The 15,497-nt window shown below is 36.2% G+C and carries 16 protein-coding genes; 11 read left to right on the top strand and 5 right to left on the bottom strand.

Features of this window, described 5'->3' with window-relative positions; genetic code table 11:
• Window positions 1–43 precede the first annotated feature (43 nt).
• The 3 genes from JG738_RS06150 to JG738_RS06140 are packed head-to-tail and all read left to right on the top strand — an operon-like array spanning window position 44 to window position 1,553.
• Window positions 44–724 carry a F0F1 ATP synthase subunit A gene (locus JG738_RS06150; protein ID WP_201337054.1) on the top strand — a complete coding sequence of 227 codons (681 nt, stop codon included), beginning with the start codon at window positions 44–46 and terminating at the stop codon, window positions 722–724.
• A 3-nt stretch (window positions 725–727) separates the two neighbouring features.
• Window positions 728–991, top strand: coding sequence for a hypothetical protein (locus JG738_RS06145; RefSeq protein WP_201337053.1), 264 nt, complete (start codon window positions 728–730; stop codon window positions 989–991).
• The gene (locus tag JG738_RS06140; RefSeq protein ID WP_201338729.1) at window positions 975–1,553 is read left to right on the top strand and encodes a thiamine phosphate synthase; all 579 of its coding nucleotides are present in this window, start codon (window positions 975–977) and stop codon (window positions 1,551–1,553) included. The genes JG738_RS06145 and JG738_RS06140 overlap by 17 nt, the downstream gene beginning before the upstream one ends.
• A gap of 9 nt (window positions 1,554–1,562) precedes the next feature.
• On the opposite strand, the gene JG738_RS06135 is transcribed toward JG738_RS06140, so the two are convergent.
• Window positions 1,563–3,422: a hypothetical protein gene (locus JG738_RS06135; protein ID WP_201337052.1), complete on the bottom strand. Its 1,860-nt coding sequence runs from the start codon at window positions 3,420–3,422 to the stop codon at window positions 1,563–1,565.
• A 135-nt stretch (window positions 3,423–3,557) separates the two neighbouring features.
• Here JG738_RS06135 and gatB point away from each other — a divergent pair, with 135 nt between their 5' ends.
• From gatB to JG738_RS06110, 5 genes are read left to right on the top strand one after another with little or no spacing between them, the layout of a single operon-like run.
• A complete protein-coding gene (gene gatB, locus JG738_RS06130; protein ID WP_201337051.1) occupies window positions 3,558–4,988 on the top strand; it encodes an Asp-tRNA(Asn)/Glu-tRNA(Gln) amidotransferase subunit GatB in 1,431 nt (476 codons plus the stop codon).
• Window positions 4,985–6,577, top strand: a complete 1,593-nt coding sequence (locus JG738_RS06125) for an ion transporter (RefSeq protein ID WP_201337050.1) — start codon at window positions 4,985–4,987, stop codon at window positions 6,575–6,577. The genes gatB and JG738_RS06125 overlap by 4 nt, the downstream gene beginning before the upstream one ends.
• A gap of 7 nt (window positions 6,578–6,584) precedes the next feature.
• Window positions 6,585–7,271 carry a TrkA family potassium uptake protein gene (locus JG738_RS06120; protein WP_201337049.1) on the top strand — a complete coding sequence of 229 codons (687 nt, stop codon included), beginning with the start codon at window positions 6,585–6,587 and terminating at the stop codon, window positions 7,269–7,271.
• Window positions 7,268–8,179: an NAD(P)H-dependent glycerol-3-phosphate dehydrogenase gene (locus tag JG738_RS06115; protein WP_201337048.1), complete on the top strand. Its 912-nt coding sequence runs from the start codon at window positions 7,268–7,270 to the stop codon at window positions 8,177–8,179. The genes JG738_RS06120 and JG738_RS06115 overlap by 4 nt, the downstream gene beginning before the upstream one ends.
• Window positions 8,160–8,891, top strand: a complete 732-nt coding sequence (locus JG738_RS06110) for an HDOD domain-containing protein (RefSeq protein ID WP_201337047.1) — start codon at window positions 8,160–8,162, stop codon at window positions 8,889–8,891. The genes JG738_RS06115 and JG738_RS06110 overlap by 20 nt, the downstream gene beginning before the upstream one ends.
• On the opposite strand, the gene JG738_RS06105 is transcribed toward JG738_RS06110, so the two are convergent.
• Entirely contained in the window at window positions 8,882–9,838 is a 957-nt protein-coding gene (locus tag JG738_RS06105; protein ID WP_201337046.1) for an NAD(P)-binding domain-containing protein, read from the bottom strand. The genes JG738_RS06110 and JG738_RS06105 overlap by 10 nt on opposite strands.
• Before the next feature lie 122 nt (window positions 9,839–9,960).
• Between JG738_RS06105 and JG738_RS06100 the strand changes: the two genes are divergently transcribed.
• The 3 genes from JG738_RS06100 to JG738_RS06090 are packed head-to-tail and all read left to right on the top strand — an operon-like array spanning window position 9,961 to window position 12,999.
• Window positions 9,961–11,196 carry a glutamate-5-semialdehyde dehydrogenase gene (locus tag JG738_RS06100; protein ID WP_201337045.1) on the top strand — a complete coding sequence of 412 codons (1,236 nt, stop codon included), beginning with the start codon at window positions 9,961–9,963 and terminating at the stop codon, window positions 11,194–11,196.
• Entirely contained in the window at window positions 11,193–11,648 is a 456-nt protein-coding gene (locus JG738_RS06095) for a hypothetical protein (RefSeq protein WP_201337044.1), read from the top strand. Before JG738_RS06100 ends, JG738_RS06095 begins: the two co-directional genes overlap by 4 nt.
• The gene (locus tag JG738_RS06090) at window positions 11,617–12,999 is read left to right on the top strand and encodes a mechanosensitive ion channel family protein (protein WP_201337043.1); all 1,383 of its coding nucleotides are present in this window, start codon (window positions 11,617–11,619) and stop codon (window positions 12,997–12,999) included. The genes JG738_RS06095 and JG738_RS06090 overlap by 32 nt, the downstream gene beginning before the upstream one ends.
• Here the strand turns inward: JG738_RS06090 and pstB are convergent.
• The 3 genes from pstB to pstC are packed head-to-tail and all read right to left on the bottom strand — an operon-like array spanning window position 12,996 to window position 15,459.
• The gene (gene pstB, locus JG738_RS06085) at window positions 12,996–13,781 is read right to left on the bottom strand and encodes a phosphate ABC transporter ATP-binding protein PstB (protein WP_201337042.1); all 786 of its coding nucleotides are present in this window, start codon (window positions 13,779–13,781) and stop codon (window positions 12,996–12,998) included. The genes JG738_RS06090 and pstB overlap by 4 nt on opposite strands.
• Window positions 13,781–14,608, bottom strand: a complete 828-nt coding sequence (pstA, locus tag JG738_RS06080; RefSeq protein ID WP_201337041.1) for a phosphate ABC transporter permease PstA — start codon at window positions 14,606–14,608, stop codon at window positions 13,781–13,783. The genes pstB and pstA overlap by 1 nt, the downstream gene beginning before the upstream one ends.
• Complete coding sequence (gene pstC / locus JG738_RS06075; RefSeq protein ID WP_201337040.1) at window positions 14,605–15,459, bottom strand: phosphate ABC transporter permease subunit PstC; 855 nt, start codon at window positions 15,457–15,459, stop codon at window positions 14,605–14,607. Before pstC ends, pstA begins: the two co-directional genes overlap by 4 nt.
• Between the last annotated feature and the right edge of the window lie 38 nt (window positions 15,460–15,497).

Below are 15,497 nucleotides of genomic sequence, written 5' to 3'. Positions count from 1 at the left end.
AACTTTTAGGTAAAATTAGCAAAATTTTGAAAGAGGAGCGTTTATGGAGGGCATTTTTACCTTTTTTGGTGCTATATCGGAAAATCACACCTTTTTGTTTGTATCGCACATGCTTTTAGCAGCACTGCTTACACTCGTTATGGCAAAACTTGCAACAAGAAGCCTTAAGGTAGTTCCTACGGGGTGTCAAAATGTGATGGAAGCCTATCTGGATGGTGTTATTGCTATGGGTCGAGATGTTATAGGTGAGAGTTATGCGAAAAAGTATCTACCTTTGATAGCAACTTTAGGACTTTTTATATTTTTGGCAAATATTATAGGAATTATTCCAGGATTTGAATCGCCATCAGGGAATATCAACTTTACATTAGCGCTTGCGCTCATTGTGTTTATCTATTATAACTTTGAAGGTATTAGAAAAAATGGAGTCATTCACTATTTTGCTCACTTTGCTGGTCCTGTAAAGATCTTGGCTCCTTTGATGTTTCCTATTGAAATTGTTTCTCATATTTCAAGAATCATTTCACTCTCTTTCCGTCTCTTTGGTAACATTAAAGGTGACGATCTCTTTTTATGGGTACTCCTTATGTTGGCTCCTTGGATTGTGCCACTTCCAGGTTTTGCTTTATTGCTTTTTTCTGCATTTTTGCAAACATTCATTTTTATGATTCTTACATATGTTTATCTTGCAGGTGCAGTATTACTGCATGAAGAGTCTTTATAGGATATGAGAACCCCTCTGCTGGAAAATGTTATTAGCTTTCTCCTTGGCGTCCTTTGGACGCTTATGGGGATATCTGTATTTTTTGTTTTTATTACTACGTATCACTCAAGCATCATTTTTGCAATTGCACTTTCTCTCCTTATAGCAGCTTTTTGGCTTTTTATAATAGTTGTATTGGAAATGGCAAATCTTCAGATTGAAAAACTCAAAGAGATGAAAAAGCAAACCAGGCTTTTGCAGGAGATACGGCATCGATTGGAAAAGTAGAGAAAGCTTTATTTCCTATCTCATTTCAGAACCCAAATATTTTGGAAACAAGAGTTGGCAAATAAAAAAAACTCTACTACATATTAAACATAAACACACCCCTCATTTTGCCTGCTTTCGGGACAAGAAGAGTGAAAATCTTTACAGAGGTGCTAAAGCTTTTTTGTATGCAGCAAGATTGGCGAAAATTGAAAAAGTATTTCTCAATGGAGACTACAGACTTGCCAAAAGATTAGGTTTTAATGGTGTTCACCTTCCTTCAAAAAAACTTCAAATGATTAAAAGAGCCAAAAGAGCGGGTCTTATAGTAATAGCAAGTACTCATAATATTGAAGAGATAGCATTAGCACAAAGGCTTGGTGCCGACTTTGTTACTTTTAGCCCTATCTTTTATTCTCCTGGCAAGGGAGAGCCAAAAGGGATTGGGAATTTACGCAAGATAGTTAAAAGTGTACAAGTACCTGTAATTGCTTTAGGTGGAATTATTTCACAGAGGCAAATTCATAAAGTGCGCATGAAAGGCGCAAGAGGCTTTGCCTCTATACGCTATTTTGTGCAATAGAGCTGTTGCTTAAGGGAGTGTAATCTCTTTTGGCTCTGTGATGATCTCTTTTTGTAGATTTGGATCTATCTGCCCATATTTATTGCTACCCCAGCAATAGATGCGATTATCTACTGTCACAGCACAAGTATGGCCACCATCATAAATATTACCTTCTAAAGGTGAAGTTCCACCACCTCCTGCAGCTGCGAGTTTTACTAAGCTTGGAAGAGTTATCTTTACTGGATAAGGAATATAAGAATGAGTTTGTGGATCTCGTGCTAATTGAGCATATCTATTATCTCCCCAGCAATAGAGTTCATGGGTATCTGTAAGTGCACAAGTATGATAACCGCGCTCGCAAAAGATATCTGCAACATGATTAAAAATTTCGCCACTGTGAGTGCGAACATACACAGCATGATCTGAAGGCTCAGTACTATTATTTCCTAACTGTCCAAAATCGTTGTGTCCCCAGCATTTTACTGTTCCATTGTTGAGTAGTGCACATGTGTGATCCCCACCAGCAACAATTTTTTTTACATTGGTAAGTGGTGTATTATCAATATTTGTTACATTATAAAATGGATTTGGTGCATAGTCCAAATCACTTTTAAATCCCAGTTCATCTCCTCCATGCCACCCCCAACATTTGACATTACCACTTTGAAGGAGTGCACAGGTATGATCACTACTTCCAGCAGCTACCATTTTTACATTATTAAAAAGGCGTGTAGGCATTTTCATCATAGGATTAAGAGGCTGTTCTATAACCTCAAGTGCGTATGGCCAAAAGATATATTTAAAAACATCTTTGTTGTGATTGTAGACAACATCTTGAATAATCTGTGCATAGTTCTTCTCATCAGGACGAAGTCCAATGCCTAATGCCCCATACATATTTTCTCCCCAACACATTACCTGGGTATTTTCTAGCAAAGCACATCCATGCCAACTGCCAGCTTCTATGCTTTTAACATTTTGTAAAGGCTTTTGAGGCTGTGTTAAAACACGAGTAGGAAGAGAAGAGTAGAGCTGTTGCTCAAATGGAATATATGAAGCTAATCCTGTGAAGGTAAATTCAGTTTTATCTACTTTTCCATTACCAAGTTTTCCATATTGGTTTCTTCCCCAGCACCACGCACTACCATCTGCAAGAGTTGCACAAGTATACTCTTTACTTGCTGATATCGTAGTAATGTTGCGGAGATTTTTTACTTTTTGTGGTGGTTGTGCATCAGCAGTACTACCATTTCCTATCTCCCCATACTTATTACTGCCCCAGCAGTATGCTTCATGTTCTTCTCCTACAATAGCACATGTATGATACCATCCTGCACTTATTGCATGTATCTGTTTTTTATTTTTTGCAAATGTAACGGTGCTAGATTGTGCATCGATAAAAACATCTTCTATTGGTAATGGATCTGGATGACCATCGCCATCAATATCAAGATAGTCAAAATCGTGATTTTGCTTTGCACCCATGAGTTTATAGACTCTGTTTTGTGTAATATATATCCATGAAAAAGCACTGGCATGTTTTTGTCCATAGAGCTCATAATCTTTTGGAAAATCTATTTTGACAAAGTATCCGCTAGGTTTGTTTAGATGCAGATCTTGGGGGATACGAGGTAGCAAAAGCCATCCAAAAGCATCTTTATCAGTTGGAGGTTTACCCATGAGGCGATATGGTCTTCTTTTTTTATCGTTTGTGATATAGAGCCAGTCGCTTCGATCTTGTTTTCCATCTTTTTCAAAATCATATTGGTAAAACAGCCCATTGATTTTGAAACTCTTTTGTTGAAGAAAGTTAATGAGATCTACAACATAGCTACTTTCTGCAGCTAATGAGAGTGTAAAAAAGATAAAGATTATGAATACACGCATGATGACCTCCTTTTTTTTAATTATATAGCAATTGCTATTACAAAAAAGTAACGAAAAAATATGGAGCAAAATGGCGATTAATCCCCTTTTTATCAAGCTTTGAGTAAAATAAAAAGAAAAATCAAAAGGAATTTTATGGAGTTTGAAGTAGTCATTGGACTAGAAGTCCATGTGCAGCTCAATACAAAGACAAAAATGTTTTGTTCATGTCCCACAAGTTTTGCACAAAGACAAAATAAAAATACATGTCCTGTATGTTTGGCTCTTCCTGGAGCTTTGCCAGTTATCAATGAAGAGGCTGTAAAAAAAGCGATGATGTTTGGTTGGGCTATCGATGCTACAATAAATAAAAAATCGATTTTTAACCGTAAAAACTACTTCTATCCAGATCTTCCAAAAGGGTACCAAATTAGTCAGTTTGAGATTCCTATTGTAGAGAGAGGATACCTCTTTATTGACAAAGAGGATGGAAGTAAACGAAAAATTGGTATTACACGTGCCCATTTGGAAGAGGATGCGGGAAAAAATATTCATGAAGGAGAAATAAGTAAAGTAGATCTCAATCGTGCAGGCACACCTTTGCTTGAAATTGTGAGTGATCCTGATATTAGAAGTAGCGAAGAGGCAGTGCAGTATCTTAAAAAGCTTCATGCAATAGTGCGCTATCTTGATATTAGTGATGCCAATATGCAAGAGGGTTCTTTTCGCTGTGATGCAAATGTTTCAATAAGACCAAAAGGAGATGAAAAACTCTACACAAGAGTTGAGATTAAAAACCTCAACTCTTTTCGCTTCATTCAAAGAGCGATCGATTATGAAGTGCAGCGCCATATAGAAGCATGGGAAGATGGGGTGTATGATGAAGAGGTAGTGCAAGAGACACGCCTTTTTGATACGAATAAAGGTGTAACACGCAGTATGCGTGGAAAAGAGGAGAGTGCGGACTATCGCTACTTTCCAGATCCAGATCTCTTGCCTCTTGTGATTCCAGAAGAGTTTTTTGAAGAGACAAAAAATATTCCAGAACTACCTGATCAAAAAAGAGATCGTTTTATCCAAGAGTATGGTATCAAGCCGTATGATGCAGCTTTGCTAGCAGAATCAAAAGAGCGAGCACACTTTTTTGAAGAGATGGTAGCAACGGGTATCGAGCCAAAAAATGCCGTAACATGGCTTACAGTTGAGCTTGCAGCACGTCTCAATGAAAAGGGTCTTGATATCACTTCATCTCCAGTAGATAGTCAAAAGCTTGCAAAACTTGTGCAAAGAATTGAAGATAAAACTATCAGTGGAAAAGCGGCAAAAGATGTACTTGATTATCTCATGGAAAATAGTGTTGATGTAGATGAGGCAATTGAAAAGCTTGGACTCAAACAGATTACTGACACAGGTGCAATTGAAACAATGATTGATGAGATACTAGCAAAAAATGAAGACAAGGTAGCTGAATATAAGGCAGGAAAAGAGAAGCTGTTTGGTTTCTTTGTAGGGCAAGTAATGAAAGCGAGTAAAGGTAAAGCAGATCCAAAGCTCGTCAATGAGCTTTTGAGGAAGAAGCTCTCTTGAAAATAGCACAACTCATTATAGATTTAGCTTTTCTTCTGGATAACTCCATTACGTACAATAAAATCAAGAGATTTTTCAAAAATCTCTTGGAAAATGATGACTATAAATATAAAAAATATTTTGACTATTTTATGATTTTTTTGATTCTCAGTAGTGTAATAATCATTATTGAGGAAGTTAAAACACCTATTAATAAATGGCTCTACTACTATGATGTCTATTTTGTAACAGGTGTATTTATTATAGAATATCTTCTTCGCATGTGGATTTACAATGATAGTCGCAAGATTATTATAGAAGAGTTTGAAGAATCGGTTTTTTTATCAAGACCTTTTGATCTCAAAAAGGTATGCAAAGAGATAATTAAAAAGAAACTTGAATATATATTTTCTCCTTTGGCAATTATAGATCTTCTAGCCATCATACCAAGCTATAGAGAAGTGAGAATCCTACGAATTTTCGTACTTTTTAGGGTTTTTAAACTTTTACGTTATTCTCAAAATATCACTCACTTTTTTCAAGTTCTTTCTTCAAAGAAAATCGAGCTTTATACCCTTTTACTTTTGGTGGCATTTGTTGTCTTGGTATCGGGAATAAGTCTCTATGTATTTGAAGAGCAGAAAAATCCCGCTATCTCCACACTCTTTGATGCTTTTTATTGGTCATTGGTGACAATTTCTACTGTTGGATATGGTGATATTACACCACAAACGACTGAGGGACGCAGTATTACTCTTGTTATTATTCTTGTGGGTGTCGGACTTATCTCTTTTGCTACGTCGATTATTGTTTCAGCTTTTAGTGAAAAGCTCACAGAGATTAAAGAAAGCAGAATTATTAACTCTATTAAAAGACTCGATGAGTTCTATATTATTTGTGGCTATACACACATGGCAAAACTCTTTGCAAAGCGACTCAAAAAAGAGGGAAGAGGACTACTCATAGTTGATCTAGATAAAAAAGTTGTGGATGAAGCGCTTGCAGAGGGATTTTTGGCGATTTGTGAGGATGCAACGAAAAAAGATACTTTTAGAAGAATAAATTTTGAAAAAGTTAAAGCTGTCATGGCTCTTACTGATAGCGATATGCATAATATCTATATCTGTCTCAATATTCGCAGTTTTAGTAAAGATACATTTTTAGTTTCTCGCACAATCGATGTTTCTTCGCATAAAAAATTGCGATTGGCAGGAGCAGATTATCTTATATCTCCCTATATAACAGCAGGTTTTTTTGCTACGAAAATTATTGAGCAGCCTATTGCAGTAGAAGCGATCAACAATATTTTTACAGCTAAAAAAAATGCGCTCTGCGATCAAGTAGAGGTAGTGAAGGACTCCTTCTTAGATGGAGTAAAAGTGGGAGATATCGATTTTGAAAAATATAGGCTCATTTTGTTGGGAATTGTAAAAATCGATCCAAATGCAAAACTTGAAGAGTTTCGCTACAAATTTCATTTTAATCCGCCTGAAGATTTTCAACTTACAATTGGCGATGTACTAGTTATTATGGGATATAGTGTAAGCGTAGCACATTTTAAATCTGAAGTGATAGAAAGCAGTTTACAGCATGTCAGAAAGAAAAAATAGGATTTTATTGCTCGGTTTTGGAAGATATGGTGAGCAAATAGCCAAAAATCTTGCATTGGAAGGATATGAAATCTTCATTGCTGAAGAGAGTAAGGATGCGCTAAAAATTGCTTCAAATGATGGGTTTGAAAATCTTTTTGTGATTGATATTCAAAGTGATCAACAACTTACAGATTTGGTATTGGAGTATGGATTTGAGCGTGTCTTTTGTGCCTTTGATGATGAAGAGAAAAATATCTACCTTACGATTACAATGAAAGCACTCTTTAGAAATATTGAAGTTATAGCTCTGTGTGAATCAAAAGAGAGTGAGCGTAAACTTTTGCTAGCTGGTGCCAATAAGGTTATTGATACAATGGTAGCTGCAGCTAATAGACTCTACTTTGTTTTGGAAAAACCTGCTGTTGCAGAAGCAATAGATAATATTTTGTATAAAGATAAATCTCTTATTTTTAAAGAGGTTGAAGTACCTGTAGGTTCTTTTCTTGATGGTAAAAATATAAAAGAGATCAACTTTTCACGTGATTTTCGTATTATTGTAATAGGTATTGTAGATATAGAGCTAGGAAGAAAATTTACTTTTCTTACAAAGGGAATCAATCATAAAATTGATGCAGGCGATATTTTGGTAGTTATAGGTAAAAAGTGGGATATTGAAAAATTTGAGGAAGAGCTCAAAAAGGTGGATCAATGAAAATAGGAATAATTGGAGCAGGAAAATGGGGAACTGCCCTACATTTTGCACTCTCGCAAAAAAATGAAGTCTATATCACATCAAGGCATAAGCATAATCTTACAAATTTTGTCTCATTGGAAAAGATTTTAACTCTAGAGTATCTTATCCTCGTACTTCCAGCACAAGTTATCAGAGAGTGGCTTCAAGCCCATCCGCTATCACCTCATCATAAAGTAATGTTAGCAAGTAAAGGAATAGATATAAAAACAAAAAAATTTCTCAATCAAATACTTGAAGAGTATTTGCCCCTAAATCATTTAGCATTTCTTTCTGGCCCCTCTTTTGCTGCTGAAGTGAGCAAAGGACTGCCTACGGCTGTGGTAGTAAATTCAACAAACAAAAATCTTGCAAAAAAATATGCTGCAGCTTTTCCAGATTTTATGAAAGCATATATCAGTGATGATATTGTTGGTGCGGAGATTGCTGGAGCGTATAAAAATGTTATTGCTATTGCTGGGGGGATTTGTGATGGGCTTCAACTCGGCAATAATGCTAGAGCTGCACTTTTGGCACGGGGACTTGTAGAGATGGATAGATTTGCTGAGCGCTTTGGAGCAAAGAAAGAGACATTTTTGGGACTAAGTGGTGCGGGGGATCTCTTTTTGACTGCAAGTAGTAAGCTTTCGCGCAACTACAGAGTTGGTCTGGGTCTAGCGCAGGGCAAAAAAGTTGAAGAGATTTTAAATGAGTTAGGAGAGGTTGCAGAAGGAGTATATACAGCACGTGCGATATATGAGATAGCCAAAGAATATGCAATTTATACCCCTATTGCCAATGAGGTATATCGTATTCTCCAAGGAAAAGATCCAAAACAGAGCATCATTGATTTACTCGAAAGGAATGAAAATGATAGCAGCAATTGTTGATGCGGTAGAAAATCTTCCCCCCGTACCGAATGTGATAAATGAGTTACAAAACTTATACTATATGGATACTTACAATGCTCACGATATTGAAAACATAATAAAAAAAGATCCTGCTCTTGTAGCTAATATCCTCAAAATCGCTAATTCCCCTATCTATGAATTTGCAAGAGAAATTGTAGATATACGTCAAGCAATTGTGCTTTTTGGTTTAGATAAAATTATAGAGTTTGCTCTTGCATCTTATATGAATGAGCTTTTGACATTTGATCTCGAACTCTATCATATATCTACAGAGGATTTTTTGCGCTTATCTCAACGAAAAAGTGTAATAGCAGCACAACTGATAGAGAATAAAAAAGATAAATTTCTCGTGAGCAATACTGCATTTTTAGCAGATATTGCCAAAATAATTATTGCTAATTATGCAAAAAAAGAGAACATTGAGCTTCAATTTGATGAAAATATCTCTCTTAATGAACTTGATGAAATTGAAAAGAGCCAGTTTGGTTTTGATACAATAGAGATTACTACATATATATTTGATAAATGGAATTTTGAAAAAAATATGGTTGATTTGATGAAAAATTTCAAAAAGCAGGAAAATCTTCATCAAAAAGCTATTTTTATAGCAAGAGATATCATAAATATTAAAGCCAAACTCCTAGAAGAAAACAGAGAAAAGTATGAAGAGACATCAAAGATTCATCTCTGATTCTCTTTGATGTGTTTGGCAATCGCATAGCCATGATTGAGAGCTATAGCAATACTTCCTCCAGTCTCAGTGACAATGTCTCCTGCTGCATAAAGGCCTAGTGTTTTTGTTTGATAGTTTTCATCTACTGCAACTTTCTTTCCTTCAAGCTCTATGCCACATTTTCTTAAAAACTCCGTAGGTGTAGTACCACCTATTGCATATATAATACGATCGTACACTTCATTTGAGCCATCTGTAAAAACCACTTTTGGTTTTCCATGCTCACTCTCTAAATGATCAATATCTACACCCATTTTTAGTTTGAGTTTGTCTTTTTGTACATATTCATTGATAATTTTTTCATTTTCAGGATTGAGGCGTGTAAATTTTTCTCTTCTATAGTTGAGAGTGACGTCATTGCTATCAGCTAAAAAGTATGCATACTCTGCTGCTGAATTGCCTCCTCCAACGACAAGTATTTTTTCTCCTTTACCACATTTATCAAGATTGAAATTGATAAATTGTTTGATTGAAGGAGGGATTTTATATGAAGGTTTATTTGGTTTGCCCATCTTGCCAATTGCTATCACTACATTTTTAGCAAGAAATTTTTCATTATTTGTTGTGAAAATTTCAAAGAGATCTTGCTTCTTTTCAACTTTTTCCACTTCGGTATTAAACATTGTCTCTATTTTATGCTTATCAAGAAGCCTATCGAAAAGATCGAGTGTCGTCTCTTTCGTTCCATCCATAAATACTATGTTTCCTTCACACTCAACTTTCTGTCCCATCCAATCTTTATCAACACGTTTATTATCTTTATAAAATGTGCGAATCGTTGCACTATGGTTTTGGGCTTTTTCTATGAGAAGTATATCTTTAATACCAAATGCAAAACTCTCTATTGCTGTTCCAATACCTGCAGGGCCGGCTCCTATGATTGCGATATCATAAACTTTTTGCATTAGAATTCCTTATAATTTTTTACTATTATGGAGCCTTGTTTCTTAAAAAAAGATAAATAGAACTTTTAATAGCTTAAAAAGGGCGAAATTGCTACAATATTAAAAACTTTAGAGGAGGTTTGATGGAAGAGTTTTTGCAAAAAGCAAAGCAGAGTGCTAGCGAGTTACTGAAACTCAAAAGTGGAGAGAAAAAAGAGATTCTTCTGCAAATGGCAGATGCAATTAGAGAAAAGAGTCAAAAGATTTTAGAAGCAAATGCAAAAGATATGGAAAATGCCGAAAAATCAAATCTCTCTTCGGCTCTTAAAGATAGACTCTATCTTGATGAGAAACGTGTAAGTACAATGGCACAATCTATTCGTGAAATAGCAATGCTCAAAGAACCTGTTGGAAGAGTACTTGAGGGTTGGGAGATAGATAATGGCCTCAGAATTGAGAAGGTGTCAATACCCATAGGAGTTATAGGAATTATTTATGAATCTCGTCCAAATGTTACCAGTGATGCAGCAGCATTATGTTTTAAATCAAGTAACGTTGTAATCCTCAAAGGAGGAAAAGAGGCGCAAAACTCCAATGAAGCAATTGCAAAGATTTTACAAGATGTTTTAGTCAAAAACAGTCTTCCAAAAGAGATTATAGCTCTCTTACCAGATTATAGTCGAGAAGGTGTAGATAAACTTATTAAAATGGACAAATATGTAGATCTCATTATTCCTCGCGGGGGAGAGGGACTTATTCGCTATGTAAGTGAGCATGCTACTGTTCCTGTTGTTAAACACGATAAAGGGCTTTGTCATACTTATATCGATAAGGACGCAGATTTTGATAAGGCTGTTAAAATTGCTGTCAATGCAAAAGTGCAGCGACCTGGTGTATGCAATGCGATGGAGACGCTACTTGTAGATTATGCTATTAAAGATGAGATGCTTCTAAAACTCTATGAAGCCTTTAAGCCATATAAAACGCTTCTTAAAGGATGTGCTGTTACCAGAGAGGTGATAGATGTACAAGAGGCTACTGAGGAGGATTTTCATACAGAATATCTAGAAAATATTCTCTCAATCAAAGTAGTTGATGGTGTAGATGAAGCGATAGAGCATATTCGAAAATATGGCAGCGGACACAGTGAAGCAATTGTAACAGAAAACTATACAACAGCAGAAAAATTTCTCAATGCTATTGATGCGGCATGCACTTATGTAAATGCCTCAACCCGTTTTACTGATGGAGGTATTTTTGGTTTTGGTGCAGAAGTGGGGATCTCTACAAACAAACTTCATGCAAGAGGACCTATGGGTATAAATGATCTTACTACATATAAATATAAAATTTATGGCGAAGGACAGATTCGCGAATGAGATTACTCTTTTTTCTCTTTTTTGCTTTTATGCTTTTTGCAGCAGATATCAATCAAACGTTGATTCAGGGAGATAGCAAACTCTATCGGCAGTTGCTTAATCAAATTTCAAAGCAAAAGCAGACAAATGAAGATACAAGTTTGCAAAAAGCACTTTTGAAAAAGCTTATAGACCTCGAAAAGAGCTCTGCAAAAATAAAGCCACCAAAACTCTCACCTCCAAAAAAAGAGGGAGATCTTTTAGAACTTATTGATACTTATATAGATGTAGCAAAGCAAAAGCAGGTACTTATACAAACTATTGATACATTAGATGATAAACTTGACGTTTTACGCTCACAAATTGCAGGTTTAGAAAATAATGCTACTAATCTTAATGATTTAGAGCTGCAGTATGCTTTTTATGTAAAAGAGAAAGCACTTGCACAAAAAAAAAGTCGATATGCTCGCTAAAGTGCAAGAGAATATAAAGAATTTACTCATTAGTGGTATTAAGTCTATTCCTGTGCAAAAAAGTGATAGTGCAAAGGCTTTGGCAGCGATAGATGATGATCTTCAAAAAATTCGAAAAAAGATACAGGCATATAATATAGAATTAGAAAGACGAGTTTTACTAGGGAAAGATACAAGTTATTTACAAAAACAGATAGATTTTTTACAAAAAAAAGAGAGGCAAAGTATTGAAAAAAAATTAGGGATACTTTTTCAAGAGTTTCTTTTTGCCTTGCAGACTAATAGAAGTAAGGATGTTTTTAGCCTCAAAAAAAAGATAGTAAATCTTACTAAAAAGTACTACTCATCTGATTTAACAGATGCTATTAATGAGCTTCTTTCAACATTAGCTACTTCTATTTTAGGAAAAGCACAGACTCTTAAAGGTGCTACTTTTGAAGAGATAAAGACTCTACTCAAAACAATTTGGAAAAAAGCAAACGAGCCTCTTTTTACTATCAATGGTATTCCAATTAGCTCTTTTAAGCTCTTTTTGGCTCTTTTAATATTTATTATGGGTATTTTTATTGGTACTTTGTATAAAAGCTATGTAAAAAATATCTCATATCGCAGTAAAAATTTTACACAGTCTACTGCTACGCTTTTAGCAAATCTTGGCTATTATCTCCTCGTCATTATTGCGTTTTTCTTGGCTCTCAATACTTTAGGTATTGACCTCTCATCTTTAGCCATTGTTGCAGGTGCTCTTTCAGTTGGCATCGGTTTTGGTCTACAAAATATTGTTTCCAATTTTGTCTCAGGTATTATTTTGATGTTTGAACGCAGTATCAAAATAGGAGACTATTTAGAGATTGATGGTGAATTGCGAGGGCATGTGAGCGATATACGGATGCGTTCTACTACAATTACCACAAATGATAATATAGATGTTATTGTTCCAAATCAAGATCTCATTCAAAATAAAGTGATTAACTGGACAATGAACGATCGTATACGTCGTTTTCGTATTCCTTTTGGAGTAGCCTATGGAACAGATGTGCATAAAGTGATTAAAGTAGTGAAAAAAGCTGTTGAGAAGAGTGGTTTTACAGATATTTATAATACACCAAAACGGCATACCCGTGTTATTATGACAGGAATGGGCAATAGCAGTGTTGATTTTGAGCTTTTAGTTTGGGTGAAAGGAGAGGAGATTCTCTATCCCAAAAGAACTACTTCACGATTTTTAATATTAATCTATGATGCACTATATGAGCATGGCATCGAAATACCATTCCCTCAGCGAGATATTCATATTCGCAAAGGGGATGCTCCTATTGAAGTAGTCCTCAAAAAAGAGGAGGACTCTTAGCCAAATTTTCCTGTGATGTAATCTTCGGAGAGTTTCTCTTTTGGATTGATGAAGAACTCTTCTGTCACTCCAAGCTCTATGAGCTCTCCAAGATACATAAATGCAGTATAGTCACTGATACGAGCGGCTTGCTGCATATTGTGCGTAACTATGAGGATGGTTACCTGCTCTTTAAGTTCGATTACCAGCTCTTCAATGGCCTGAGTTGATATTGGATCGAGTGCACTAGTTGGCTCATCAAAGAGCAAAACTTTTGGTTTGACTGCTACTGCTCGAGCGATGCAAAGACGCTGTTGCTGCCCGCCGCTTAAAGCCATAGCATCCTCTTTAAGTCTATCTTTTACTTCATTCCAGAGTGCTGCGCCCTTCAGTGCTTCTTCTACACGTCCGGTAAGCTCATTTTTGTTTTTAATACCCTGTAGTTTTAGCCCATAAGCAACGTTATCAAAAATACTCATCGGAAAAGGGGTTGGCTTTTGAAAAATCATTCCTATTTGGGTGCGTAAGTGAATAAGATCTATCTTTTTATCTAAAATATTGCGCCCCTCAAAGAGGATCTCTCCCTCATAGCGGTTACCGGGATAGAGATCATGGATACGGTTGAATGAACGAAGGAGTGTTGATTTACCGCAACCACTAGGACCTATGAGAGCAGTGACTCTTTTTTTTGCAATAGGCATATTGATATTTTTCAAAGCTGACTTATCGCTGCCAGCATAATAGAAAGAGAAATTTTTAACTTCTAACTCTTTTGGTTCTTTTACCTCATAAATAGTTGCCATTATTTTTTCCTTTTTCTAATTATAAAGCGTCCTATGAGATTGATAGCCAAAACAAACATACCGAGTAAAAATGCAGCTGCCCAGCCAAGACTTATCCAAGTATCATACGGGCTTGTTGCAAAGTTAAACATCATAACTGTCAAAGTTGGCATCGCATCGTTGAGATTGGCTGTATAGAAATTGTTGTTAAAAGATGTAAAAAGAAGTGGTGCTGTTTCACCTGCAATACGGGCAATTGAGAGTAAAATCCCCGTTACTATTCCTACCTTTGCTCCACGATAGACTATCTGTAAAATTACTTTATATTTTGGAGATCCTAAGGCGTATGCAGCCTCACGTAGGGACTCAGGAACAAGGCCAAGCATATCATCAGTAGTGCGTAGTACTATTGGTATCATCATTATAGCCAAAGCAGCAGCTCCCGCCCATCCGCTAAAATGTCCTATAGGAGCCACTATGATAGCATATACAAACGTTCCTATGACAATGGAAGGCGCACTCATCATAATATCACTGATATCGCGGATAAACTCAGCGTAGCGGCTTTTTTTGCCAAATTCGCTGAGGTAAGTGCCTGCAAGCAGTCCCAAGGGTATTCCAATTGCACTTGCAACACCTACCAAAATAAGTTGACCTACTATTGCATTACGAAGTCCACCAGGGCTCATTGGTGGAGGTGTATCTTGGGTGAAGATATCTAGACTCATAGCAGAAATTCCTTTGGAAAGAAGTGTCCAAAGGATCCAAAAGAGAAAAAAGATTCCAAGGAGAGCACTCAGAGTTGAGAGAGTCATAATGATAAAATTTATAATTTTTCGCCTTTTCATCTGTTACCTCTTTTAAGAAAGTAAAATTTTGCAACCGCAATGACAATAAAACTGATAACAAAGAGGATAAGTGCTAAGTAAAAAAGACTTGCATAGTAGAGATCTCCATCAGCTTCTGTAAATTCATTGGCCAAAGTTACGGGAATAGATGTTGCAGGTTCAATAAGGCTTTTGGGGATTTTATGAACGTTTCCCATTACAAAAGTTACCGCCATTGTCTCACCGATTGCTCGTCCTAGTGCTAAAATAATTGATCCAATAACTCCCGCTTTTGCATAAGGCAACACTACATCTTTGATTACATCCCACTTAGTGGCTCCTAAAGCGTATGCAGACTCTTTAAGCACATCTGATGTTGTATTCATACTGTCTCTTGTAATTGCCGCCATAAAGGGTAAAATCATAATCGCCAGCACTATGCCGGCAGTAAGTAGTCCCAAGCCGCTTCCTCCAAAAGTATTGCGGATGATCGGAGCAAAAAAGAAAAGACCCCACATTCCGTAAATTATAGATGGGATGGCTGCGAGTAATTCTATAGCTATGCCTGTAGGAGCTTTGAGGAATTTTGGAGCAATCTCAGTAAGAAATATTGCCACACCGATAGCAACAGGTGTTGCTAAAGCCATAGCGATAATAGTAGAGACTACTGAGCCATAAATCGCAGGGACTCCACCAAAAATCTCGAGATTTGGAGCCCATTTAGTGTTGACTAAAAATTTGAGGCCAAAAGCTTCAATAGCAGGTTTGGCTTCTTGAAAGAGGATCCAAAAAATAGCTACTAAGACTACAAGAACAAAGAATGCCGCAATTTTTGTTAAATTTTCAAATGTTAAATCAATGGCTTTTTGCACAGATGCCTCCGCTGAAAATTTGGATGTATTATAAGAAA

This window comes from Nitratiruptor sp. YY08-26 (genome assembly GCF_016593215.1).
Classification (GTDB): Bacteria; Campylobacterota; Campylobacteria; order Campylobacterales; family Nitratiruptoraceae; genus Nitratiruptor; species Nitratiruptor tergarcus.
The sequence above is the reverse complement of the archived record's forward strand: the minus strand, read 5'-3'. Positions and strand labels throughout refer to the sequence as shown.